The sequence below is a fragment of the Streptomyces gelaticus genome (assembly GCF_014649535.1).
In the GTDB taxonomy this organism is placed as follows: domain Bacteria; phylum Actinomycetota; class Actinomycetes; order Streptomycetales; family Streptomycetaceae; genus Streptomyces; species Streptomyces gelaticus.
Genome location: NZ_BMTF01000020.1, coordinates 1 through 24,342 on the forward strand (window position 1 = coordinate 1; position 24,342 = coordinate 24,342).

Consider the following 24,342-nt stretch of genomic DNA (forward strand, 5'->3'; position numbering starts at 1 on the left):
AGAGGTCAACGCCCGCAAGGGCTGACCGGCCGGCCCACGGGCCGACCCGTCACCCATACCGACGGCCCGGGGCCGTGTGGCGCACACGCACCACACGGCCCCGCACCCATTCCCACGAACGTTGACGCGGGTCCGACAGCCTTATAGCTTCACTATACGGATTGTTGATTCCAGGACGCGGAAACAGTGTGACTGTGGAGGGTGTGGAAATGGGTCAGCAGGAGAAGGTGGCCACGAGCCTCGCAGGTGCGGTCAGCGAGGAGATCAGCGCTTCCCTCACCGCGGTCGACGCCGAGCTGGCACGCCGCTACCCGGGCGACCCGGGTACGCGCCAGCCGGTCCACACGGTCTACGTCCCGGGCGACACGTTCACCGCGGACACCATCCGTTCCTGGGGCGGCCAGGCCCTCAGGATCCTCCACGAGCACGCCCCCGACGCGGCCTCGTTCGCCGCCGTCCTCGGTATCCCGGACGAGCTCGCCGCGCCTGTCCACGACCGGGTGCGCGCCAAGCTGGAGCGCGAGCCGGTCGAGGACCTCCGCATCGACTTCGAGGACGGCTACGGGCCCCGCCCCGACGCCGAGGAGGACGAGGCCGCCGCCCGCGCCGCCCGGCTGGTCTCGGAGGCGTACGGGAACGGCACGGCGGCCCCGTACATGGGCATCCGGATGAAGTGCATGGAGGCCGCCGTACGCGACCGCGGGATCCGCACCACGGACATCTTCCTCACCGGCCTGATGCAGGCCGGCGGCCTGCCCGACGGCCTGGTCCTCACGCTCCCCAAGGTGACCTACCCCGAGCAGGTCACCGCCTTCGTCCGCCTGCTCGAAGCGTTCGAGCAGGCACACGGGCTGCCTGCCGGGCGGCTCGGCTTCGAGATCCAGATCGAGACGAGCCAGTCCATCCTCGCCGCCGACGGCACCGCCGCCGTCGCTCGCATGATCGACGCGGCGCAGGGCCGTGTCACCGGCCTGCACTACGGCACCTTCGACTACAGCGCCTGTGTCGGTGTGAGCGCCGCCTACCAGGCCGGCGACCACCCGGCCGCCGACCACGCCAAGGCCGTCATGCAGGTCGCCGCCGCGGGCACCGGGGTACGGGTGTCGGACGGCTCCACCAACGTGCTCCCGGTCGGGCCCACCCCGCAGGTCCACGAGGCCTGGCGACTCCACTACGGCCTCACCCGCCGCGCCCTTGCCCGCGCCTACTACCAGGGCTGGGACATGCACCCGGGCCACCTGCCGACCCGGTACGCGGCCGTGTACACCTTCTACCGCGAGGGCCTGGAGCAGGCCGCCGCGCGGCTCGCCGCGTACGTCGCCGAGGCCGACGGCGACGTCATGGACGAACCCGCCACCGCCAAGGCGCTCAGCGGTTACCTCCTGCGCGGCATCGACTGCGGTGCCCTGGACACCGCCGAGGTCGCCCGGCTGACGGGCCTGACGCGCGCGGAGCTGGACGGGTTCACGTCGCCGCGGCGGGCCGGTCTCACGGTGACCGCACCGTAGGGCCTCGCGGCACCGCGCGGCTCAGGCAGGCGGCAGCTCGCCCGAGCCGCGCGCGATGAGCGTGGTGGGGAGTTCCACCCGGGCGGGGGCGTGGTCGGCGCCGTCCAGACGGCGGAAGAGGTGCTCGGCGGCGGTGCGGCCGACGGCGGCGGCGTCCTGGGAGATGACGGTGATGCCGAGCAGATCGGCCAGTTCGATGTCGTCGAAACCGACCAGTGCGATGCGACGTTCCTGCTCGGCGAGGACGCGGACCACTGTCACCGTCACCCGGTTGTTGCCGGCGAAGACGGCGGTGACGGGCTCGGGGCCGGCGAGCATCTGCTCCGTGGCGGCCCGGACCCGGTCGGGGTCGGTCGAGGCGAGGGACACCCAGGAGTCCTCGACCCGCATGCCCGCGTCCGCCATCGCCGCGTGGTAGCCGCGCAGCCGCTCGGTGGCGGTGTGGATGCGCGGCTGGTCGCCGATGAAACCGATCCGGCGGTGGCCGTGCGCGATCAGATGCGCGACGCCCTCGCGGGCGCCGCCGAAGCTGTCGGAGAGGACCATGTCGGCATCGATGCGGCCCGCCGGGCGGTCCACGAAGACGGTGGCGACGCCCGCCTTGATCTCCGGCTCCAGATAGCGGTGGTCGTCACCGGCGGGAATCACGATGAGCCCGTCCACCCGCCGCGCGCACAGGGCGAGTACGAGCTCCTGCTCGCGCTCCGGGTCCTCGGCGCTCGACCCGTTGATCAGCAGGGCGCCATGGGCCCGTGCGACCTCCTCCACCGCCCGGCTCAGCGGTCCGTAGAACGGGTCGGCGAGATCCTCCAGGACCAGGCCGATCGAGGCGGTGCGGCCCTTGCGCAGGACGCGCGCGCTGTCGTTGCGCCGGAAGCCGAGCGCCTCGATGGCCTCCTGGACCCGGCGTTCGGTATCGGGCGTGACGCCCGGCTCGCTGTTGACCACGCGGGAGACCGTCTTGAGGCCCACTCCGGCGCGGGCCGCGACGTCCTTCATGGTCGGCCGGTTGCCGTAACGGGTCTCGGAGTGACGGGCGGTCTCGGCCACGGTGCGCTGTCCTGTCCTCGGGGCGGGCGGTCCGGCGGTCCATGGGCGGTGCCGCGGAGCCGACCGGGGCTGTGCCGTCGAGCATAGGCCCTGGACAACGTTGTCAGCTGAATGGAGACTGAGCAGACTGTTTCCTGAAGCCGCAGGTCCCCGCCCCCTACTCACGGAGCCACACCGATGCATACCGACCTCGTCGCCGCGCTGGACGTCGGCGGCACCAAGATCGCCGCCGCGCTGGTGGACGGCGACGGCGCTCTTCTCGTACGGGCGCAGCGGCCGACGCCCGCCCGCGAAGGCGCCGAGACGGTCATGGGTGCCGTGGCGGAGGTCCTCGCCGAGCTGTCCGGCTCCCCGCTGTGGGGGCGGGCGACGGCGGTCGGTATCGGCAGCGCGGGCCCGGTCGACGCCTCGGCCGGTACGGTCAGCCCGGTCAACGTCCCCGGCTGGCGGGACTTCCCACTGGTGGAACGGGTCGGCAAGGCAGTCGGCGGACTGCCCGTCGAGCTGGTCGGCGACGGGGTCGCGATGACGGCCGCCGAGCACTGGCTGGGCGCCGCCCGGGGCTACGACAACGCGCTCTGCATGGTCGTGTCGACCGGTGTCGGCGGCGGCCTCGTCCTCGGCGGCGAGCTGCACCCGGGCCCCACGGGCAACGCCGGGCACATCGGTCATGTCAGCGTGGATCTGGACGGCGCCCCGTGCCCCTGTGGCTCGCGCGGCTGTGTCGAGCGCATCGCCAGCGGACCGAACATCGCCCGCCGGGCGCTGGAGGCCGGCTGGCGGCCCGGACCGGACGGCGATGCCTCGGCCGCCGCCGTGGCCGCCGCCGCGCGGGCGGGGGACCCGGTCGCCCTCGCCTCGTTCGAGCGTGCCGCTCAGGCCCTGGCCGCGGGGATCGCCGCCACCGCCGCCCTCGTCGAGATCGACATCGCGGTGATCGGCGGGGGCGTGGCCGGTGCGGGCGACATCCTCTTCGCACCGTTGCGCAGGGCCCTGCAGCGGTACGCCACGCTCTCCTTCATCCGGCAGATCGAGGTGGCCCCGGCGGTGATGGGTACCGACGCCGGACTGGTGGGCGCGGCCGCCGCGGCGGCGCGGGTCGGTCCGGGCGGCGCAGTGGCCGTCCGGGGCTGACCGGCGCGGTACGCGAGAAGCGCCGGGCGGGCTCCGGGGGAGATGTCCCGGAGTCCGCCCGGCGGCCGGACGCGTGGCTTCGCCGCCCACGCGATCCCTCGTCCGTCAGCAGGTGATCCGCAGGTCCGCCCAGTCCGCGTGGTCGGAATCGATGCCGTCCCCGCCGTCCGTGACCACCAGACGTACCACCTGCGCCCCGCTCACGTCCGCGGTGAGCGGCTGGGCGGGCATCGCGTTGGTCAGCACACCGGTCGACGCCGCCTTCCTGCCGTCGGCCCAGACCTCGAAGGCGACCGTCCCCTTGGCGCCGCTCTCGCCGTCGACCCCCACCTGCGCCGTCACGGTGGTGCACGTCCGGCCGGTGTAGAACTCGACGGCGCTGTCGGCGTGCACGCCGAGGCCCTTGGCGAAGACCGTGCCGCCGATCGTCAGCGGCTTCCCGTCGCCCGCACGGCTCTCACCGTTGCTGGTGTCCCGCTCGACGGGGCCCCAGCCGTTGGTGGCGGAGAGCTGCGGCAGATCGCCGAGGTAGCCGGTGCCCGCCGGTGGCGCGGCCACCACATGGGTCCGGAACGGGACAGTGGACCGTACCCGTGCGCCGTCCGGTGAGCGGTACCGGGCGTCGAGTGTCAGGTCGTACGCACCGGTGGGGGTGCCGGCGGGGGCGGTCACCTGCCAGCGGGTGGTCAGGGAACGGCCGGTCGGCAGGGTCGGTGAACCGGTCGGCGACACCGCCTTCAGCTGCCAGCCCGCGGGGCCGGTGAGCAGCGCCGAGAGCGACTTCGCGGGGGTACGGCCCAGGCCGGTGACCGTCGTGGTCAGCGTGGCGGTGCGCCCGGCCTCCACCAACGGGCTCGATTCCAGGCCGAGTTCCACGGCGGGCGGGTGCGCGGCCCACTTGCCGTCCGCGGCGACCCGAAGCAGAACCGTGCCGTGCGCCGGGACGGTCGCCGCCAGGGTGCCCGCCGTGTTGTACGACCGGTGCTCCCACAGGTCGCGCATCGTGTATCCGTCGGCCTTCGGCAGCCCCACCGCCTCGGCCGTCGTCGCGATGCGCTGTGCGCTGCCGGTCTCGTTGAAGAGGGCGACGGCGCGGCTGCCGTCCTGCATCTCCTTGGCGACCACCCAGCGTCCGCCGGCGGAGGAGAGCACGGTGCCCTGCTTGCCCAGCGGGTCCTGGTCGACGGCGATGACCTCGTGGTTGGAGAGGATCTCGAAGGTCTCCGCGCTCGCCTTGCGCAGATCGGAGCCGATGAGCAGCGGTGCCGCCATCACGGACCACATGGAGAAGTGCGTGCGGTACTCCGTGTCCGTCATGCCGCCGTTGCCGACCTCCAGCATGTCGGGGTCGTTCCAGTGCCCCGGGCCGGCGGCGGCCGCAAGGGGCAGGTTCTGCTTCATGATCGACAGCATGCTGCCCCAGCTGTCGTTGATGTCGCCGGTCGTGCGCCAGAGGTTGCCGAGTCCACCGGCCCACTCCCACGGCTTGTTCTCGCCCCATTCACAGATGCTGTAGACGATGGGGCGGCCGGTCGCGGCCAATGCGTCCCGCATTGTCGTATAGCGCTGCTTCGCGTCGACGCCCAGGTTGTTGCAGTTGTCGTACTTCAGGTAGTCGATGCCCCAGTCGGCGAACTGCTGTGCGTCGCTGTACTCGTGGCCCAGCGCGCCCGGGAGTCCCGCGCTGTCGCAGGTCTTGGTGCCGGCGCTGGTGTAGATGCCGATTTTCAGGCCCTTGGAATGGACATAGTCCGCGACTTCCTTGATCCCGTTCGGGAAGCGTTGCGGATCGGCCTCCAGCTTGCCTTCCGCGTTGCGCTGCGGCTTCGCCCAGCAGTCGTCGAGATTGACGTACTCGTAGCCCGCTTCCTTGAGGCCCTTCTCGACAAAGATGTCGGCGATGCCCTTGACCATCGACTCGTCGAACTCGGCACGGCAGTGCGTCGAGTTCCAATTGTTGAACCCCATCGGAGGGGTGAGCGCAAGACCGTTTCCGGACTGTGGAGCCGCGGCGTGATCGGGTGCGGGAGCGGGCGAGTCGGCGACGGCCGGAACGGTCGTGCCCGCGGCACACAGCAGCCCGGCCATCAGCGCTCCGATGACTCCGCGACGGCCGGTTCGGGTTGTACGGGTTGGAAGATGACGCATCGTTACGTTCCTCCATACTCGTGCATGATCGGATGACGGCATGTGCACGCCAATGCGTGCGATTACGTTAGGGCTTGTTGAAGTCTGTTGGTAGAGGGGCGGCTCCGGTTGTCCTGTATCTCGTCAAAACCCTTGACTGCACGATCACTTGAGAGTGAGATCCCATCGCACGTTCGGTTGTGTTGGGTTGCATCTCCGGAGGAGCTGGGCATGACGCAGTCTGATTACGGCAGGTCGGGTGTGCCGGGAAGTGTCGCGGGACATCGGATGTCCCGGCGAAGTCTGCTGCGTGGTGCGGCCGTTGGTGCGGGAGCCGTGACGCTGCCCGCGTTGCTCACCGCCTGCGGGGGAGGCCCCGGTGGTGACGGAAGTACCATCACCCTGGGCTCGAATTCCTCCGACCCCGTTCCGAAGAAGGCGTTCGCCGACGCCTTCGCCGCGTACGAGGCGCAGTCGGACGGGCGGAAGGTGAAGGTCAACACCGTCGACCACAACACCTTTCAGGAGAACATCAGCCGGTATCTCCAGGGCAAGCCGGATGATGTCTTCATGTGGTTCGCGGGCAACCGGATGCAGTTCTTCGCCGAGAAAGGACTGCTGCACGACATCAGCGACAACTGGCAGGAATACAAAGGCTTCTCGCCCGCGCTGAAGGCCCAGTCCACCGGGGCGGACGGCAAGCAGTACCTCACGCCGTACTACTACTATCCGTGGGCGGTCTTCCACCGCAGGAGCCTCTTCGCCGACCGCGGATATCAGGCACCGAAGACACTCGACGAGTACGTGGCGCTCGCCCGGCAGATGAAGAAGGACAAGCTGGACCCGATCGCGTTCTGCGACAAGGACGGCTGGCCCGCGATGGGCACCTTCGACTACCTCGACATGCGGACCAACGGCTACGCATTCCACAAGAGCCTGATGGCGGGCGAGGTCGCCTGGACCGACAAGCGGGTCCGGGAGGTCTTCGACACCTGGCGCCGGCTCCTGCCGTACTGCCAGCAGGGTGCCAACGGCCGTACCTGGCAGGAGGCCGCCAACAGCCTCCAGAAGAAGGAGGCCGGCATGGCCGTCTTCGGACTGCCGCACCCCGGCGCACAGTTCCCCAAGGACGAACAGGACGACATCGACTTCTTCCCCTTCCCCGTCATCGCCCCGGAGCACGGGCAGGACGCGGTCGAGGCGCCCATCGACGGGTTCCTGCTGGCGAAGAAGTCGAAGAACCTCAAGAACAAGAAGACCCTGGAGAGCGCCAAGGACCTGCTCAAGTGGCTCGCCACCGGCAAGGCCGAGGACATCTATCTGAAGAGCGACCCGAACAACATCGCGGTCAGCGACCAGGCGGACATCTCCGCGTACTCACCGCTCCAGAAGAAGGCCGTGGAGCTGGTCTCCGGCGCGAAGCAGATCTCCCAGTTCCTGGACCGGGACACCAGGCCGGACTTCTCCTCCACGGTCATGATCCCGGCGATCCAGAAGTTCATCAGCGACCCGAACGACGTGGACGGACTGGTCAACGACATCGAACGGCAGAAGAAGACCATTTTCGCCGCCGGCTGAACCCGGACGACCCCGATGGCATCCGACCGAATCTGGAGTACCGACCGTGTCGTTGATCCCGGCCCGGCGCACCGGACGGCGGGCCGCGCGGCGGTTCACCGGCCGCGACCTCGCCGTACTCGGTGTGCTGCTCGGCATACCCGTCCTGCTCGACGCCGCCATCGTCTGGGGACCGACCCTCGCCTCGGTGATGCTTTCCTTCACCGGCTGGGACGGCGTCGGTGACATCAAGTGGGTCGGAACGCAGAACTACGAGAACCTCTTCACCAACTACCCGCAGTTCTGGCCCGCGGCCCGGCACAATCTGCTCTGGCTCGCCTTCCTCGGCCTGGTCGCGGCCCCGTTCGGACTGCTGCTGGCGGTGCTCATCGACCGGGGGGTGCGCTTCAGCCGCTTCTACCAGTCGACGCTGTACATGCCCGTCGTGCTGTCGCTCGCCGTGGTCGGATTCATCGCCCAGCTGGTCTTCTCCCGCGACCAGGGCGCACTCAACGCGGTGATCGGGGACACGGGTTCGCCGACGGACTGGCTCGGCGACCCGGACCTCAACATCTGGATGGTCCTGCTCGCCGCGGCCTGGCGGCACACCGGCTATGTGATGATCCTCTACCTCGCCGGACTGAAGGCCGTCGACCCCTCGCTCAAGGAGGCCGCGGCGATCGACGGGGCGGGCGAGGCCCAGACCTTCTTCCGCATCGTCCTGCCCACCCTGCGGCCGGTCAATGTCATCGTCGGCGTCATCACCGTCATCGAGTCCCTGCGCGCGTTCGACATCGTGTACGCCGTCAACCACGGCCGCAACGGACTCGAACTGCTCTCGGTGCTCGTCACCGACAACATCATCGGTGAGGCCAGCCGGATCGGCTTCGGCTCCGCCATCGCCGTGGTCATGCTGCTCGTCTCCCTGGGATTCGTCGTGACGTATCTGGTCCAGGAGATCCGAGGGGAGAAGAACCGTTGACCGTCCGAGCCGCTCCCGCCCGCCCCACCGCACCACCGGTTCCCACGGCCCGGCGCCGGAACCGCGCCGGCCGGATCGGTGTCCACGCCTTCCTGACGGCGGTCTCCCTCGCCTTCCTCGCCCCGCTCCTGCTCGCGGTGTACGCCTCGCTGCGACCGTACGACGAGACCTCGGAGCACGGCTACTTCTCGCTGCCCCGGCATCTTTCGCTGGACTACTACCGGCAGGCGTTCACCGACTCCGGAATGATGAAGTACTTCGTCAACACCATGATCATCGCGATCCCCGGGGTGCTCGTCACCCTCTTCCTCGCCTCGTTCGTGGCCTTCGCGGTGGCACGTCTGCGGATGCGCGGCGGGCTCGTCCTGCTGATGCTCTTCACCGCGGGGAACCTGCTGCCGCAGCAGGTGATCGTGACGCCCCTGTACGTGGTGTTCAACCGCATCCCGCTGCCCTACTGGATGTCCGACTCCATGACGATGTTCGACTCGTACTGGGCCGTCGTCGCCGTCCAGATCGGATTCCAGATCGGCTTCTGCGTCTTCGTCCTGGCCAACTTCATGCGCACCCTGCCGCAGGAGATCCTTGAGGCCGCCGTCGTCGACGGCGCGGGCGTGTGGACCCAGTACTGGCGGATCACGCTGCCGCTGTGCCGCCCGGCCCTGGCGGCGCTCGGCACGCTCCAGTTCACCTGGATGTACAACGACTTCCTGTGGGCGCTGGTCTTCGTCTCCGACGGCGACAAGCTCCCCATCACCTCGGCGCTGAACAATCTCAGGGGCCAGTTCTTCACCGACTACAACCTGCTCGCCGCGGGCTCGGTGATCGTCGCCCTGCCCACGATCGTGGTCTTCCTGCTGCTCCAGCGCCACTTCATCGCCGGCCTCACCCTGGGCGCCGGCAAGGGGTAGGAGCCGCCGTCCGGGCGGATCCACCTGCTCCACTGGTGACGGAACAGCGAGGGAAGAGGGGAGAAGGCATGACTCTTCCGGGGCTGTGCCCGGTCCGTCCGGCCGAGCGGGGCCCGGTCGCGGACCGGGGCCCGGCCTCAGTGGCCCCGGTCCGGCGACTGCTGGGGAACGACCACCAGGAACGCGTCCTGCTCCAGATCCATCACCACCTCGGCCGCTACGCCCTCGCAGCGGCGGGCGGCCGCGAACTCCTCCGCAGGCCAACTGCCCCGTGGCCCTCCTGCGGGAAACCGCTCAAGCACTGTGCGACGCACTGCGCACCCCCTGGTCGTCGGTCCGGCACGACCGCTCCAACGACCATTCCGCCTCCTCGGCACGGCCCTGCGCACGGCCGGACGCATGCGAATGGGCGCCTGCCGTGGGCGTCCGAGGGGCCCGTCCGGGAAACAAGCATCGCCACAGCCGGGTTTTCGCGGCAGGGTGTTGCGGGCAAGCCACAGGGGGCTACGGAAGAGGGGGAACCGTGATCGTCGTCTGGATCAACGGTGCGTTCGGCGCGGGCAAGACGAGCGCCGCGCGTGAACTGATCGATCTGATCCCGAACAGCACCTTCTACGACCCCGAACTCATCGGCGGGGAGCTGCGGCAGTTGCTGCCCCAGAAGAGACTCGCCGAAGTGACGGACTTCCAGGACCTGCCGATCTGGCGGCGACTGGTCGTGGACACCGCGGCGGCCCTGCTCGCCGAGGTGTCCGGTGTGCTGGTGGTGCCGATGACTCTGCTGCGACAGGAATACCGCGACGAGATCTTCGGAGGACTGGCCTCCCGGCGCATCGCGGTGCGTCATGTCCTGCTCTCACCTGAGGAAACGATCCTGCGTAAGCGGATCGCCGACCGTGTGGAGTACCCCGACGACCCGGAGCGCAGCGAACGGGTCCGGCAGTGGTCCTACCAGCACATCGAGCCCTACCGGGCGGCGCTCGGCTGGCTCGGCCGGGACGCCCATGTCATCGACACCGGCGCGCTCACCCCGTACGGAACGGCCGAGCGCATCGCCGAGGCGGTCAGCAGCGGCGCCGCCACCCCGTGCGAGATCGTGCAGACACCCGAGCCGACCGCGGAGACCGTGGCCTCCGGCGTACTGCTCTTCGACGAGTACGACCGGGTGCTGCTCGTCGACCCGACGTACAAGCCCGGCTGGGAATTCCCCGGCGGAGTGGTCGAGTCCGGCGAGGCACCGGCCCAGGCCGGGATCCGCGAGGTGGCCGAGGAGATAGGCATCCATCTCGATCGGGTGCCGAAACTCCTCGTCGTCGACTGGGAAGCGCCCAGGCCGCCCGGCTACGGGGGCCTGCGGCTGCTCTTCGACGGCGGCCTGCTGACCGGCGCGGACGCCCAGCGGCTGCTGCTGCCCGGATCCGAACTGCGCGGCTGGCGGTTCGTCACCGAGGCGGAAGCGGCCACCCTGCTGCCCCCGACCCGGTACGAACGGCTGCGCTGGGCGCTCCGCGCCCGCGAGCGGTCAGCCGTGCTCAATCTGGAGGCCGGAGTCCCGGTCGGCTGAGGCGAGCATCGCGGCGGCGGCGTCGGTGGTGAGCGGATCGCCGTGCCCGAAGCAGACCGTGGCCGGCTCCAGCGCCGCCAGCCGCCGGAAGGAGGCCACGGCCTGCTCCCGGTCGATGTTGAACACGCCGAGCATCACGCGGTCGGCCCTGGCCACGCAGTCCCCGGTGAACAGCACACCGTGGTGCGGCAGATGAATCCCGATGGAGCCGGGGGTGTGGCCCGGGGAATGGACCACCCGGGCCCCCTGGCCGAACCCGAGCTCGTCGCCGTCGGACAGCTCGCGGTCGACCCGGGTCGGCGGGGCCGGGGGCACGGTCCGTGCGTGCTCCCACAGCGGGAGCTCCCAGTCGAGCAGGAGGGGATCGGCGATCTCCTCCTCACCCCGGATCACTGCGGCGTCCAGCCGATGGGCCAGGATCTCGGCGCCGTGCCGGTCGGCGAGCTCCTGTGCGGCGCCGTAGTGGTCGCAGTGCCCGTGGGTGACGACGATCCGGGAGATATGACCCGGGTCCAGGCCGAGGCTGCGCACCCCGTCCTCGATCGCGGACGCCGCGTTGATGTCACCCGCGTCGATCAGAGTCAGGTCGGCGCCGTCGCGCCAGAGGTACGCCTGGCCGATGGGGAAGCGGAACATGTGCAGCCGGGGGAGCACTTCTACGGTATCCATGCCATGAACGTACGCGGACGGTCCGCCTGCAGCCGCCGGTCTACGCTCTGGGCGAGCTTCGCTGAACGCGTAGCGGCGGTGTTCCCGCGCGGACATCCCGGCGCTCGCGGGGCCGGACACGAACCGGACTCAGCGCCGAGGGATGTTCCGCCATGGACTGCTTTCGCTCTCCGTACCACGAGCAGGACGTCACCGCTCACCGGCTCCTGACGGTTCACGGCACGCCCGTAGCCGTAGGCGACCGTGGTGGTGTCGAAACCGGGCCCGGACCGACCCGCGGCGGGTGGTCCGGGCCCGGTCGCCGGATCAGTGACGTGGAGTCAGGCGCGCTTGGACTCCGCGTAGTTGCGCAGGAACAGGGCCTCCGCGAGCGAAAGCCGCTCCAGCTCCTGGGGTGAGACGCTCTCGTTCACCGCGTGGATCTGTGCCTCCGGCTCGCTCAGGCCGATCAGCAGGATCTCCGCCTCGGGGTAGAGGGCGGCGAGGGTGTTGCAGAGCGGGATCGAGCCGCCCATGCCGGACGTCTGCATCTTCTCGCCCGGGTACGCGACCTCCATCGCCCGCGCCATCGACGTGTACGCAGGGCTGGAGGTGTCCGCGCGGAACGGCTGGCCCTGGCCGACCTGTTCCACCGTCACCCTGGCCCCCCACGGGGCGTGCGCCTCGAGGTGCGCGGTCAGCAGCGCGGTCGCCTCGGCGGCGTCCTGGCCCGGCGGGACCCGCAGGCTGATCTGGGCCCGCGCGCTCGCCTGGAGCGACGGCGTCGCACCGATCACCGGCGGGCAGTCGATGCCGATGACCGTGACGGCGGGCCGGGCCCAGATGCGGTCGGCGACCGTGCCCGTGCCGATCAGCCCGACCCCGTCGAGGACCTTCGCGTCCTTGCGGAACTCGGCCTCCGGGTACTGCAGTCCGTCCCACTCGGCGTCGGTGGCGAGCCCGTCGACGGTCGTGGTGCCGTCCTCGGCGCGCAGCGAGGCCAGCAGCTGGATCATCGCGGCCAGCGCGTCCGGGGCGGCGCCGCCGAACTGCCCGGAGTGCAGGTTTCCTTCGAGGGTGTCGATCGTGACCCGCAGCATCGTCATGCCGCGCAGCGTCGCGGTGACCGTCGGCAGACCGACCCGGAAGTTGCCGGTGTCGCCGATGACGATGGTGTCGGCCGCCAGCAGCTCGGGGTGCGCCTCCGCGTACCGCTCCAGACCGCCGGTGCCCTGCTCCTCGGATCCCTCGGCGATCACCTTCACGGAGACCGGGACGCCGCCGTCGGCCTTGAGGGCGCGCATGGCGAGGAGGTGCATGATGAAGCCGCCCTTGCAGTCGGCCGAGCCGCGCCCGTACCAGCGGCCGTCGCGTTCCGTCAGCTCGAACGGAGGGGACAGCCAGGCGGACTCGTCGAGCGGCGGCTGCACGTCGTAGTGCGCGTAGAGCAGTACGGTCGGCGCGCCGGCCGGGCCGGGCAGGAAGCCGTAGACCGACCGGGTGCCGTCGGGGGTGTCGAGAAGGGCGACGTCCTGGAAGTCCTCGGCGCGCAGCGCGTCGGCGACCCAGTCGGCGGCCGCCTCGCACTCGCTCTTCGGGAACTGCGCGGGATCCGCCACCGACTGGAAGGCCACCAGCTCGGCCAGCTCCGTCTTGGCGCGGGGCATCAGCGAGGCAATGGTCTCGGAAATCGGACGGGCGGTCATGGGCACGCTCCTCGTGGGTGCGACGTTATGTGTACGAATCCATCTGCATGGGCACCGAGTGCGCGGCGTCGCATGCAGGGCGAACGTACGGTCGATCCTCCCACAGCGGGGGCCGGGAGCGACGAGCCGTAGGATGCCGTGAGCAGCATGGGCCACTGGTGGGATCGGGAGCAGAAGCACATCGTGAGCAGCGAGAACGCAGACGCCGTACAGGAGCACGAAGAGTCGTCCGTGTGGGATGTCGTCGTAGTCGGCGGCGGACCGGCCGGAGCCTCCGCGGCATACGCGGCGGCAGTCGCCGGCCGACGGGTGCTGCTCCTCGAGAAGGCGGAGCTTCCCCGGTACAAGACATGTGGCGGCGGCATCATCGGGTTTTCGCGCGATTCGCTGCCGCCCGGGTTCGAACTTCCGCTGCGGGACCGGATCCACGCGGTCACCTTCTCGCTCAACGGCAGGCTGGCACGCACCCGCCGCTCCAAGCGGATGCTCTTCGGCCTCATCAACCGTCCCGAGTTCGACGCGGGTCTGGTCGAGGAGGCGCAGAAGGCGGGCGCCGAACTGCGCACCGGCGCGACGGTGACCAGGGTCGAGCAGCACGGGGCCTCGGTGCCCGACCGGCGCACGGTCGCCGTGGTGCTGTCCGGCGGCGAGACGGTCCTGGCCCGTGCGGTCGTCGGTGCCGACGGGAGCGCGGGGCGGATAGGGGCCCATGTCGGGGTGAAGCTCGATCAGGTGGACCTCGGCCTGGAGGCGGAGATCCCGGTTCCGGCGACGGTCGCCGAGGACTGGGCGGGGCGGGTGCTGATCGACTGGGGCCCCATGCCCGGCAGTTACGGCTGGGTCTTCCCCAAGGGCGATGTCCTGACCGTCGGTGTGATCTCGGCACGAGGCGACGGGGCGGGTACCAAGCGGTATCTGGAGGACTTCATCGCCCGGCTCGGCTTGGCAGGCTTCGAGCCGAAGATCTCCTCCGGGCACCTGACACGCTGCCGCAGCGACGACTCTCCGCTGTCACGCGGGCGGGTGCTGGTGTGCGGCGACGCGGCGGGGCTGCTGGAGCCGTGGACCCGCGAGGGGATCTCCTTCGCGCTGCGGTCGGGGCGGCTCGCCGGGGAGTGGGCGGTCCGGATCGCGGAGTCGCACGACGCGGTGGACGCCCGGCGCCAGGCGCTGAACTACGCGTTCGCCATCAAGGCGGGCCTCGGTGTCGAAATGGGCGTCGGACGGCGCATGCTGAAGCTGTTCGAGCGCCGTCCGGGGGTGCTGCACGCGGTGCTGACCGGATTCCGCCCCGCCTGGAACGCCTTCGCCGGAATCACTCGCGGAACGACCTCGCTCGGCGAGCTGGTCCGGACGCACCCGATGGCGCAGCGGGCCCTGTCCGCGATGGACCGCCGCTAGGACGTGCCCGCGAGGTCCCGTCGTACGCCTGCGGGGCGAGCCGGGCGGGGCTTCTTGGGCACGGTCCGGGGCCGCTCGATGCGGAGGCCCCCGTAGGGCCGCCGGGCGGGTATCGCCCGGCTCCCGGTGCCGGGGAGGGGCCGGGAGCACGGTCAGCCCTCCACGGTGATCCGGAAGACGGGGTGGTCCGGACAGGCCGCCAGCAGTTCGGCGTCCGAGGACTTCGCGGTGATGCCCTGGAAGTAGTCCTTGACCTCCCAGCCCCACCGCTCCAGATAGGTGCGGATGATCAGTGCCTTCTGCTCGTCGTCCGCGATCTCCACGGCCGTGAATACGCGGGTCCTCCGGCCCACCCGCAGTTCCCCGCCGCCGGCGACGCGCATGTTGCGCACCCACTGGGAGTGGCCCCGGGCGGAGACGAGGTACTGCCCGCCCTCGTGGGTGTGGGGGTTCACGGGGACGCGCTGCATCTGCCCGCTCTTGCGGCCGCGCACGGAGAGCTCGGCCGAACCGAAGAGACTGATTCCGTGGCGGGCGAGCCGGCCGACGATGCCGTTCATCCGGACGTTGAAGGCGCTGCCCTGGAGGTAGTACGGCTGAGACATGGTGACCTTTCGGTGTTTTGAGAGCGGTGCTCTCGCTTGAGATCAGTGTGCACGGGATAGGTGCTCAAAAGCAAGAGCACTGCTCTCGATGTTGGTCGGTGCTCTTTCTGCATGGCAGACTGAGGACCATGAGCACTGTCCGAGGAGCCAGAGAACGGGCCCGCAGCGAGGTCACCGCCGCGATCAAGGACGAGGCGAAGAAGCAGCTCGCGGCCGAGGGTGCCGCCAAGCTGTCGCTGCGCGCCGTCGCACGAGAGCTCGGTATGGCCTCATCCGCCCTCTACCGCTATTTCCCCAGCCGGGACGAGCTGCTCACCGCCCTGATCGTCGACGCGTACGACTCCGTCGGTGAGGCCGCGGAGGCTGCCCACCGGACCGCCTGCGCCGATGCCGCCACCCACCTCTCCCGCTGGGTCGCCGTCACCTGTGCGGTGCGCGACTGGGCGCTGGCCCATCCCCATGAGTACGCCCTGCTCTACGGCTCGCCCGTGCCCGGCTACACCGCACCGCAGGCGACGATCGGCCCCGCCTCGCGCGTCGGCTTCGCCCTGATCGCCGTGGTCACGGACGCCTGTCGCATGGACGGCCTGGCCCTGCCGCCGCTCGCCGGAGATCTGCGCGCCGAGGCCGAGCGGATGGCCTCCGAGCTCGCCACCGGCCTGCCGCCGGAAGCCGTCGCCCCGCTGATCGCCGCCTGGTCGCAGCTGTTCGGGCTGATCTCCTTCGAGATCTTCGGACAGTTCAACCGGGTGGTGGAGGCCAGGGAGATCTTCTTCCGGGAAGCCGTCACCGAACTGGCCCGCTCGGTCGGCCTGCTCGGCGCGAGGAATGGCAGCAAGGGCGACAAGGGCGGCAAGGGGCCCGGCAGTCACGGCTAGGGGCGTGACGCGAAGTGCCTGATCGCCCTGGACGTGGTGGTGACCGGCTGTCATGCGAAACGAACGGGACAGCGCGTGAGCTTCAGGAATCCATCGTGGCCCGGTCGGATTCGCTGCGAAGAACGCAGAACTCGTTGCCTTCCGGGTCGGCAAGAACTACCCAGCCGGAGCCATCGGGATTCCGGTGATCGGTGACAAAGGTGGCACCGATGCCCAGCAGCCGTTCCACCTCCTGGTCACGCGAGGTCTCGGGGCGCAGACACAGATGGATCCGGTTCTTGGTCTTCTTGGGCTCGGGCACCTGGTTGAAATACAGCACCGGGCCCTCCGCCGGCAGCACCTGAGTCTCCCGAGCACCCGGTCTGTCCTCCGGATGCAGTGGACGGCCGGTCACCGTGCTCCAGAACCGGGCCAGCTCGTAGGCATCCGCACAGTCGATCGCCACGTTCTGCACTACCGAAAACATGTGCGTCAGCCTTCCTGACTTCCGCTCCGGACGCCATCGAGTTGCGCTCATCGTTCGCGCACACGGCTCAGCCGCACGGCAGCACTTGCGGTGCGCCCCCGGCGGCCCCGTACGACGTACTCCCCACGGAGTACGGGTGATCACCACGCCCGGCTGACGCCTGCGCCGGGGCCCGCGGTCTAGCGTGGCCGGCATGGAAGAGCAGCGCTCACACGGAAGCGGCGGTCCTCCCTGGGCACACGGCGAGCCGCCGCGGTGGCTGACCGGGCAGCCGGGGCGCTCCGCCTCCCGGCTGCCCTGGCCGTCGACGGTCCTGCTCGGTGCCGTCGTCATGATCGGGTCGACCATCGCGGCCCGGGGGCAGATGGACGAGCGGGCCCCGCTGGACCTCTTCGCGCGGCTGCTGCTCCTCCTGGCCGTAGCCGTGCTCCTGCTGCGCCACCGGCACCCCGTGGTGGCCGCTTTCGGCAGCTCGGTCGCGGCGATGATCTATCTGGTGGCGGGCTATCCGTACGGACCGGTGTTCCTGGCCGTCGCCGTCGGCTGCTTCAGTGCCGTCGTCTCCGGACACCGGAGGGCCGCCTGGTCGGCCGTCGGTATGGTCTGGCTGGGACATGTCCTGGTGGCGCACTGGCTCTACCGGTGGCTGCCGCCGTCCGGCGACCACGCCGCCCGCTGGGGACAGGAACTGGGCATCGCCGCCTGGGTGGTGGCCATCCTCGCCGCCGCCGAGTTCGTACGCGTACGCCGTGAGCAGTGGGCGGACCGGCGGGCGGAGCGGGAGGCCGCGGCGCAGCGCCGGGCCGATGAGGAACGGCTGCGGATGGCGCGTGAACTCCATGACGTCCTGGCCCACAGCATCTCCGTCATCAACGTCCAGTCGAGCGTGGGTCTCGCGTTGCTGGACACCGACCCCGAGCAGGCGCGTGCGGCGCTCACCACCATCAAGGCAGCCAGCAAGGAGGCGCTGGGCGAGGTGCGTCAGGTCCTGGACACCCTGCGTACCCCCGGCGACGCCCCCAGGGCCCCGGCGCCCGGACTCGACCGCCTGCCCGAGCTCGTCGAGCAGGCGGCGCGCACCGGGCTGACCGTCACCGTCGAGACCGACGGCGAGCGGCCGTCGGTTCCGCCCGGCGCCGACCTCGCCGCCTTCCGTATCGTGCAGGAGGCGCTGACGAACGTGGTCCGGCACTCCGGTTCGCGTACCGCGCGGGTCCGGATCGTCTACGCGCCCGGCCGCATCCGGCTCCGTATCGACGACGAAGGACCCGCCACCGGCGGGGATGCCGGAGGCAGCGGCAACGGGCTGGCGGGAATGCGGGAGCGGGCCGCCGCGCTCGGTGGCACGATCGAGGCGGGCCCCCGGACCGACGGCGGCTTCCGGGTACGGGCCGAGCTTCCGCTGCCGTCCGGTTCGTCCGGCATGCCGGAACAGATGGAGGAGACACCGTGATCCGCGTCCTGCTCGCCGACGACCAGTCGCTGGTCCGGGCGGGCTTCCGGGCCCTGCTGGACGCCCAGTGCGACATCGAGGTGGCGGGGGAGGCCGCCGACGGCGCAGAAGCCGTGCGGATGGTGGGCGAACTGCGGCCCGACATCGTGCTGATGGACATCCGGATGCCGCATCTCGACGGCCTCGCCGCCACGCGTGCCATCACGGAGGACGCCCGGCTGAACAGCGTCAAGGTGGTCATGCTCACCACCTTCGAGCTCGACGAGTACGTCTTCGAGGCGATCCGGTCCGGGGCTTCCGGCTTTCTCGTCAAGGACACCGAACCGGACGAACTGCTGCGTGCCGTACGCGCGGTGGTGGGCGGCGACGCTCTGCTCTCGCCCGGGGTCACCCGTCGCCTGATCGCCGAGTTCGCGGCCCGTTCCAAGGAGCCCGCTGCGGCGACGGGCCTGAGCGAACTCACCGAACGGGAGCGGGAGGTGATGGCGCTCGTCGGTATGGGGCTCTCCAACGACGAGATCGCCCGGCGGCTGGTCGTCAGCCCTCTCACCGCCAAGACCCATGTCAGCCGCGCCATGGTGAAGCTGGGCGCTCGCGACCGGGCCCAACTCGTCGTATTCGCCTACGAGTCGGGGTTGGTGCGACCGGGCTGGCTCGGCTGACCCCGGCGCATCCCGCCCCGTCCGCTCTCCATGGCTTCGACTGCGCCGGTGGAGCTCTTCCCGGGGGTTCCGCCGCTCACGCGTGGGTCGCGTTGCGGGCTCCGTACCCCAGCACTGCGGCGGCGGTGGCCAGCAGTGCCACCGTGGTGAGGGCCGTCGGGAGCGAGAACCAGTCGGTCAGGAAGCCGATCGCGGGTGGCCCGAGCAGCATGCCACCGTAGCCCAGCGTCGACGCGGCGGCCACCCCGCCGGGGCCGGCCAGTTCGCCGGCCCGGCCGACCGCGACCGGGAAGATATTGGCCAGGCCGAGACCGGTGACGGCGAAGCCGAGGAGCGCCGCCCATGTGGTGGGGGCGAGTGAGCCGAGCAGCATTCCGGCGGTGGCCGTCGCGCCGCCCACGACGAGGGTGCGGGTCTGGCCGAGCCGTTCGAGCAGTGCCGTGCCGCTGAGCCGGCCCGCCGTCATGGTCAGTGCGAACAAGGAGTAGCCGGCCGCCGCGACGCCGGGACGGGCGTGCAGGTCCTGTTCCAGATGGAGCGCGCCCCAGTCGGCCAGCGCGCCTTCTCCGTAGGCGGTGCAGAGCGCGATCACACCGAACAGGGCCACCAGCCGGCGGGCCCTTTTGTCCAGCCGTCCTGGCGTTCCGGAGTCGCCGGCCGCGACCACGGACCGGGGCGCCGGGTGGCGCAGCAGCACCGGCCCCACCGCCGCGGTGACCAGGAGTCCGACCCCGGTCAGGACGAAGAGGTGGGTGGCGGGGGAGAGGCCGCCCGCGACGAGGCCGCCGAGTCCGGCGCCGACCATCCCGCCGAGGCTGAAGGCCGCGTGGAAGCCGGGCATCACCGGGCGCCTCAGCGCGGCGACCAGGTCGACCGCGGCGCTGTTCATCGCCACGTTCATCCCGCCGTACGCGGCGCCGAAAACCAGCAGGACCAGGCCGAGCGCGAGCGCCGAACGCGTATGCGCCGGCAGGGCGATGGCGAGGGAGAGCAGTGCGCCGCAGGCCACGGTCACCGGGTGGCTGCCGAAGCGCCGGCACAGCCGGCCGGTGAACATCATGGTCACCACCGCCCCGGCGGAGACCCCGAGCAGGGCGAGGCCCAGCGTGGCGGCGGAGGCACCGGTCTGGTGCTTGATGGCCGGGATACGGACCACCCAGCCGGCGAAGAGGAAACCGTCGAGGGCGAAGAACACGGTCAGGGCGGTACGGAGGCGGGCCGACGGAGGTGCGGCGGTGTTTCCGCCCGGTCCCCCCGGCAAAGCCGTCCGCAGTTTGTTTAGTTGCGGCACAAACTCAGCATAGGGGCGCAGCGACAATGGACGCAAGACGGTCGGCAGGGGTGCATCCGCGCCACCGGGGCGTCGGGCGTACCTCCGGACCATGGGAGACTCGCCCCCATGAACGGCAAGGTGTCCACCACCCGGACAAAGTTGGAGAGGGGCCGCAGCGCGCTCGGACCCGCGCTGGAACTGGTCCACACCGGACGCGCGCCCACCCGCGCCGTACTCACCTCCGAGCTCGGCGTCACCCGGGCGACGGCCGGAGCGGTCGCCGCGGAACTGGAGGCGCTCGGTCTGATCCGGGTCGATTCCCGGCCGGGCTCCGCCGCCGGCTCGCAGGGCCGCCCCTCGCACCGGCTGTCGGTCCGCGAGTCCGGACCGGTCGCCATCGCCGCTCAGGTGCACGCCGACGGATTCCGTGCCGCGCTCGTCGGGCTGGGCGGACGGCTGGTGGCCACCGCTCCCGGCTGTGTCACCGTCACGGCCGACCCGGCGCAGGTCATCGGTGAAGTGGTCGACGACTGCGCCCGGTTGCTGCGGGACAGCGGACTGCGCTGCGTCGGTGCGGGGCTCGCGGTGCCGTCGGCGGTCGCCGAACCGGAGGGCACCGCGCTCAACCCGCTGCACATCGCCTGGCCGGCCGGCGCCCCGGTGAGCGAGATCTTCGCCGACTGCGTACGTGAAGCGGGCATCCCCGGACCGGCGTTCACCGGGAACGACGTCAACCTCGCCGCGCTCGCCGAACACCGGCACGGCGCGGGCCGCGGCGCCCAGCATCTGCTCTGTGTGGCCACCGGCCACCGGGGCGTGGGCGGCGCCCTGGTCCTCGACGGCCGTCTGCACACCGGGAGTTCGGGCCTCGCGCTGGAGGTGGGTCATCTCACGGTGAACCCCGAGGGGCGACCCTGCCACTGCGGCGGGCGCGGCTGCCTGGACGTCGAGACCGACCCGCTCGCCTTCCTCGTCGCCGCCCGTCGCGAACCCGGTCCGGAGGAATCGCTGCTCAAGCAGGCCGGCGATCTGCTGCGCACGGAGTACGAGGACGCGGCGGTGCGCGGCGCGGCCGAGGAGCTGATCGACCGGCTCGGCCTCGGGCTCGCCGGACTGGTCAACATCCTCAACCCGGACCGCATCATCCTCGGCGGACTGCACCGCGCCCTGCTCGACGCGGACCCGGAGCGGCTGCGTGCGGTGGTCGCCGACCGCAGCCTGTGGGGACGGAGCGGCAGCGTGCCGATCCTGCCGTGCACGCTCGACCACAACAGCTTGGTGGGCGCGGCGGAGCTGGCCTGGCAGCCGGTGCTGGACGATCCGCTGGCCGCGTTGGCCTGACGGAGGATCCGGCCGTTCCACGCCCCTCGGGCCCCCGGCGCCGGAGCCCCCGCCACTGCCGTCCCTCGCCGAGCCGCCCCGCTCCGGGGCTTCCTCGCCATGCCTCCGGGGCCGCCCCCCGGACACAAGGGCGCGCACTGGTTCACCGGGGAGCCCTCGCCCCGGTCCCCGCCGGGAGCAGCCGCGAAAACGCCGCGTACTCCCGAGGAGGTACACGCACGGCCGCTGGCCGTACAACGACCCGGACCCCCTCCCCGGGCGAGGCTCGGAAGCGTCAGGAAAACCTGAACGCCAACCCGAACCGAGGGAGCTGACCGAGGTGAACACCCTGGTGCACAGCGGTGGACCCGGGCCCTGGATCCTCCTCTTCCCACTCTTCTGGGCGGTCGTCGTCCTCGGCGGCGTCACCCTGCTGCGCCGTACCGCCGGGCGCGGCCGACGAGGCCCCTGGCAGGCCCGCACCACCCAGGAGGCTCCCGCCGAGCCGTCACCGATCGCCCTGCTCGGGCGGCGCTTCGCGGCCGGGGAGATCGACGAGGACGAGTACTGGCGCCGACTCTCCGTCCTGGACGAACAGTTCGGCCGCGGCAGCAGGGGAGGCGCCGCATGACCACCACCGTCCCGACTCCCGGACCCGCTCCCACGTCCGCTCCCGCGCCCGCCGCCCGGGTCGTCGACGCCGTGAAGCTCTACGGCACGGGCGACACCCGGGTCAGGGCCCTGGACAGGGTGAGCGTCGACTTCCCGGCCGGACGGTTCACAGCCATCATGGGCCCCTCCGGATCCGGCAAATCCACCCTGATGCACTGCGCCGCCGGTCTCGACACGCTCACCTCGGGCTCCGCCTTCATCGGCGGCACCGACATCAGCGCGCTCGACGACCGCAGGCTCACCCTGCTGCGCCGACGGCGGATCGGCTTTGTCTTCCAGTCCTTCAACCTCCTGCCGACGCTCACCGTCGCCGAGAACATCACCCTTCCGCTCGACCTCGCGGGGGAGCGGCCCGACCAGGAGTGGCTCGACGCCCTCGTCGACACCGTCGGGCTGCGGGACCGGCTGCGTCACCGGCCCGGCGAACTCTCCGGCGGGCAGCAGCAGCGGGTGGCGGTGGCACGGGCCTTCGCGGGCAGCCCCGATGTCGTCTTCGCCGACGAACCGACCGGCAACCTCGACTCCCGCTCCGGCCAGGAAGTGCTCCGGCTGCTCGGCCGCACCGTCCGGCAGACCGCCCGTACCGTCGTGATGGTCACGCACGACCCGGTCGCCGCCGCCCACGCGGACGAGGTCGTCTTCCTCGCCGACGGCCGACTCGTGGACCGGATGCCCGACCCCACGGCGGAGCGCGTGCTCGACCGCTTCAAGTCCCTCGCCCCGCACACCTCGGGCGGGCGGTGACGGCATGAACGGCACCAGCGCCTCCGTACGCCTGAGCATCGCCTCGCTCCGCACCCACAAGCGCCGCTTCGCCGGTACGTTCGTCGCCGTCCTGCTCGGCGTCGCGTTCCTCACCGGAACGCTCGTCATGGGCGACACCCTGCGCGCGAGCTTCGACACCCTGTTCGCCGACGCCAACGCCGGAACCGACGCCGTCGTACGCGGCTCCGACGTGGTCACCGTCGCCGGTGAGACCCAGGGCACCCGGCAGCCGGTCGGCACCGCACTCCTGAAGCGGATCGAGCGGACGCCCGGCGTCGCGGCGGCGGCCCGCGACATCCAGGGCGCCGGCCAGCTCATCGGCGCCGACAACAGACCCATCGGCGGCCAGGGACCGCCCACCCTCGCCGGCAACTGGATCGGCGACCCGGAACTCAACCCGTACCGGCTCGCCGCAGGCCGTGCCCCGGCCGCCCCCGGCGAGGTCGTCGTCAACCGCGGCACCGCCGAACGGGGCGGTCTCAGGATCGGCGACACGACCGTGCTGCGCACCCCCGACCCCGTACACGTCAGAATCGTCGGTCTGGCCACCTTCGGTGGCCAGGACGGCATGGGGCAGGTCACCTACACGGCCATGACACAGGCCGACGCCGAGAAGTACCTCACGCCGAAACCCGGTCAGGCATCGGCCATCCAGGTCCGGGCCGACCCCGGCACCAGCCAGCGCGAACTCGTCGACGCGCTGCGGCCGGTGCTGCCCGAGGGCGTCGAGGCCATCACCGGGCAGGCCGCGGCCGCCGAGAACCGGGACATGGTCTCCGGTGCCTTCCTCGGCCTGTTCACCACGCTGCTGCTGGTGTTCTCGGGCATCGTGCTGCTCGTTCTCCATCCACAACACCTTCGCGATCGTGGTCGCCCAGCGGACCCGCGAGAACGCCCTGCTCCGCGCTCTCGGTGCCGCACGCCACCAGGTCCTCGCCTCGACGCTCGCGGAGGCGGGCGCGGTCGCCGTGATCGCCTCCGCCGCGGGCCTGGCCGGAGGCATCGGTGTCGCCGCCGGACTCCAGGCGCTCTTCCCCGCCGCCGGATTCCCCTTCCCCGACGGCTCGTTGGTGATCGGCGCCGTCTCGCTGCTGCTGCCGCTCGCGGTGGGTGTTCTGGTCTGTCTCGGCTCCGCCGTCCTGCCCGCCGTCCGGGCCGGGCGCACCGCTCCGCTCGCGGCCCTGCGCGAGAGTGCCGTCGACGACTCCGGGGCGTCCCGGACGAGGGTCCTCGCCGGTCTGCTGGCCCTCGCCGTACTGATCGCCCTGCTGGGCATCGCCAACACGCTCACCCTCGCCCTGCACGAACGGACCAGGGAGATGGGCCTGTTGCGGGCGGTGGGACAGACCAGGAGCCAGTTGCGCTCGATGGTCCGCTGGGAATCCGTCCTGGTGGCCGCGTTCGGCACGGCGGGCGGTCTGCTGCTCGGCGGCCTCCTCGGCCGGGTGCTGGTCGAGGCGTCCGCGGGCGACACCGCCGTGGTCTTCGACCTCCCGCCGCTGCGGCTCCTGCTGGTCGCCCTCGTGGGGATCGCCGCCGGAGTGCTGGCGGGCCGGCGTCCGGCCCGGCGGGCGGCTCGGCTGAACGTTCTCCGCGCGATCGCCGCCGAGTAGCGGACGGCGGAGAGGTGCGGGGCCGCCGTCCGGCGACCCGTCCCTCG

The 24,342-nt window shown here is 71.2% G+C and carries 21 protein-coding genes and 1 pseudogene; 14 read left to right on the forward strand and 8 right to left on the reverse strand.

The genetic code is table 11. The features are described 5' to 3' along the window. The first annotated feature begins 209 nt into the window (after positions 1-209). On the forward strand, positions 210-1,508 hold the full coding sequence (locus IE107_RS25050) for a DUF6986 family protein (RefSeq protein WP_189546484.1): 1,299 nt from the start codon (positions 210-212) through the stop codon (positions 1,506-1,508). Positions 1,509-1,529: 21 nt separating this feature from the next. On the opposite strand, the gene IE107_RS25055 is transcribed toward IE107_RS25050, so the two are convergent. Next, positions 1,530-2,558 (reverse strand): LacI family DNA-binding transcriptional regulator, encoded by a 1,029-nt coding sequence (locus IE107_RS25055; RefSeq protein WP_189546486.1) that lies wholly within the window; start codon positions 2,556-2,558, stop codon positions 1,530-1,532. A gap of 177 nt (positions 2,559-2,735) precedes the next feature. Between IE107_RS25055 and IE107_RS25060 the strand changes: the two genes are divergently transcribed. Then, entirely contained in the window at positions 2,736-3,692 is a 957-nt protein-coding gene (locus IE107_RS25060) for an ROK family protein (RefSeq protein WP_189546488.1), read from the forward strand. 105 nt (positions 3,693-3,797) lie between these two features. Here the strand turns inward: IE107_RS25060 and IE107_RS25065 are convergent, their stop codons facing one another. Further along, positions 3,798-5,840 (reverse strand): NPCBM/NEW2 domain-containing protein, encoded by a 2,043-nt coding sequence (locus tag IE107_RS25065; RefSeq protein ID WP_189546490.1) that lies wholly within the window; start codon positions 5,838-5,840, stop codon positions 3,798-3,800. 267 nt (positions 5,841-6,107) lie between these two features. Here IE107_RS25065 and IE107_RS25070 point away from each other — a divergent pair, with 267 nt between their 5' ends. The 3 genes from IE107_RS25070 to IE107_RS25080 are packed head-to-tail and all read left to right on the forward strand — an operon-like array spanning position 6,108 to position 9,269. Beyond that, complete coding sequence (locus IE107_RS25070; protein ID WP_189546692.1) at positions 6,108-7,397, forward strand: ABC transporter substrate-binding protein; 1,290 nt, start codon at positions 6,108-6,110, stop codon at positions 7,395-7,397. A 46-nt stretch (positions 7,398-7,443) separates the two neighbouring features. Beyond that, a complete protein-coding gene (locus IE107_RS25075; RefSeq protein ID WP_189546491.1) occupies positions 7,444-8,358 on the forward strand; it encodes a carbohydrate ABC transporter permease in 915 nt (304 codons plus the stop codon). Next, positions 8,355-9,269 carry a carbohydrate ABC transporter permease gene (locus tag IE107_RS25080; protein ID WP_189546493.1) on the forward strand — a complete coding sequence of 305 codons (915 nt, stop codon included), beginning with the start codon at positions 8,355-8,357 and terminating at the stop codon, positions 9,267-9,269. The genes IE107_RS25075 and IE107_RS25080 overlap by 4 nt, the downstream gene beginning before the upstream one ends. 137 nt (positions 9,270-9,406) lie before the next feature. Here the strand turns inward: IE107_RS25080 and IE107_RS25085 are convergent, their stop codons facing one another. After that, positions 9,407-9,583: a DUF8839 family protein gene (locus IE107_RS25085; RefSeq protein ID WP_189546495.1), complete on the reverse strand. Its 177-nt coding sequence runs from the start codon at positions 9,581-9,583 to the stop codon at positions 9,407-9,409. A 212-nt stretch (positions 9,584-9,795) separates the two neighbouring features. Here IE107_RS25085 and IE107_RS25090 point away from each other — a divergent pair, with 212 nt between their 5' ends. Then, positions 9,796-10,833 (forward strand): NUDIX hydrolase, encoded by a 1,038-nt coding sequence (locus IE107_RS25090; RefSeq protein WP_189546694.1) that lies wholly within the window; start codon positions 9,796-9,798, stop codon positions 10,831-10,833. Here IE107_RS25090 and IE107_RS25095 read toward each other — a convergent pair. Both IE107_RS25095 and IE107_RS25100 read right to left on the reverse strand, forming a co-directional pair. Continuing rightward, entirely contained in the window at positions 10,792-11,502 is a 711-nt protein-coding gene (locus IE107_RS25095; protein WP_189546497.1) for an MBL fold metallo-hydrolase, read from the reverse strand. The two genes, IE107_RS25090 and IE107_RS25095, sit on opposite strands and share 42 nt — an antisense overlap. A 320-nt stretch (positions 11,503-11,822) precedes the next feature. After that, positions 11,823-13,187 (reverse strand): dipeptidase, encoded by a 1,365-nt coding sequence (locus IE107_RS25100; protein ID WP_189546499.1) that lies wholly within the window; start codon positions 13,185-13,187, stop codon positions 11,823-11,825. A gap of 183 nt (positions 13,188-13,370) precedes the next feature. Between IE107_RS25100 and IE107_RS25105 the strand changes: the two genes are divergently transcribed. Then, entirely contained in the window at positions 13,371-14,588 is a 1,218-nt protein-coding gene (locus IE107_RS25105; RefSeq protein ID WP_189546696.1) for a geranylgeranyl reductase family protein, read from the forward strand. Positions 14,589-14,740: 152 nt separating this feature from the next. Here the strand turns inward: IE107_RS25105 and IE107_RS25110 are convergent, their stop codons facing one another. Next, entirely contained in the window at positions 14,741-15,193 is a 453-nt protein-coding gene (locus tag IE107_RS25110; RefSeq protein WP_189546501.1) for a nitroreductase family deazaflavin-dependent oxidoreductase, read from the reverse strand. Positions 15,194-15,321: 128 nt separating this feature from the next. Between IE107_RS25110 and IE107_RS25115 the strand changes: the two genes are divergently transcribed. After that, complete coding sequence (locus tag IE107_RS25115; RefSeq protein ID WP_189546502.1) at positions 15,322-16,071, forward strand: TetR/AcrR family transcriptional regulator; 750 nt, start codon at positions 15,322-15,324, stop codon at positions 16,069-16,071. Positions 16,072-16,153: 82 nt separating this feature from the next. Here the strand turns inward: IE107_RS25115 and IE107_RS25120 are convergent, their stop codons facing one another. Beyond that, complete coding sequence (locus IE107_RS25120) at positions 16,154-16,537, reverse strand: VOC family protein (protein WP_189546503.1); 384 nt, start codon at positions 16,535-16,537, stop codon at positions 16,154-16,156. A gap of 193 nt (positions 16,538-16,730) precedes the next feature. Here IE107_RS25120 and IE107_RS25125 point away from each other — a divergent pair, with 193 nt between their 5' ends. Together IE107_RS25125 and IE107_RS25130 are read left to right on the forward strand one after the other, a co-directional pair. Beyond that, entirely contained in the window at positions 16,731-17,990 is a 1,260-nt protein-coding gene (locus IE107_RS25125) for a sensor histidine kinase (protein WP_189546504.1), read from the forward strand. After that, positions 17,987-18,652: a response regulator gene (locus IE107_RS25130; RefSeq protein ID WP_189546505.1), complete on the forward strand. Its 666-nt coding sequence runs from the start codon at positions 17,987-17,989 to the stop codon at positions 18,650-18,652. Before IE107_RS25125 ends, IE107_RS25130 begins: the two co-directional genes overlap by 4 nt. A gap of 76 nt (positions 18,653-18,728) precedes the next feature. On the opposite strand, the gene IE107_RS25135 is transcribed toward IE107_RS25130, so the two are convergent. Further along, positions 18,729-19,943 (reverse strand): MFS transporter, encoded by a 1,215-nt coding sequence (locus IE107_RS25135; protein WP_189546506.1) that lies wholly within the window; start codon positions 19,941-19,943, stop codon positions 18,729-18,731. A gap of 108 nt (positions 19,944-20,051) precedes the next feature. On the opposite strand from IE107_RS25135, the gene IE107_RS25140 reads away from it, so the two are divergent. The 4 genes and pseudogenes from IE107_RS25140 to IE107_RS25155 all read left to right on the forward strand — a co-directional run bounded on the left by IE107_RS25140 (position 20,052) and on the right by IE107_RS25155 (position 24,295). Beyond that, a complete protein-coding gene (locus IE107_RS25140; protein WP_072485212.1) occupies positions 20,052-21,266 on the forward strand; it encodes an ROK family protein in 1,215 nt (404 codons plus the stop codon). Positions 21,267-21,585: 319 nt separating this feature from the next. After that, positions 21,586-21,876 carry an SHOCT domain-containing protein gene (locus IE107_RS25145; RefSeq protein WP_189546507.1) on the forward strand — a complete coding sequence of 97 codons (291 nt, stop codon included), beginning with the start codon at positions 21,586-21,588 and terminating at the stop codon, positions 21,874-21,876. Then, positions 21,873-22,661, forward strand: a complete 789-nt coding sequence (locus IE107_RS25150) for an ABC transporter ATP-binding protein (RefSeq protein ID WP_189546508.1) — start codon at positions 21,873-21,875, stop codon at positions 22,659-22,661. The genes IE107_RS25145 and IE107_RS25150 overlap by 4 nt, the downstream gene beginning before the upstream one ends. 4 nt (positions 22,662-22,665) lie before the next feature. Continuing rightward, positions 22,666-24,295: pseudogene (locus IE107_RS25155) on the forward strand (ABC transporter permease). The last annotated feature ends 47 nt before the right edge of the window (positions 24,296-24,342 follow it).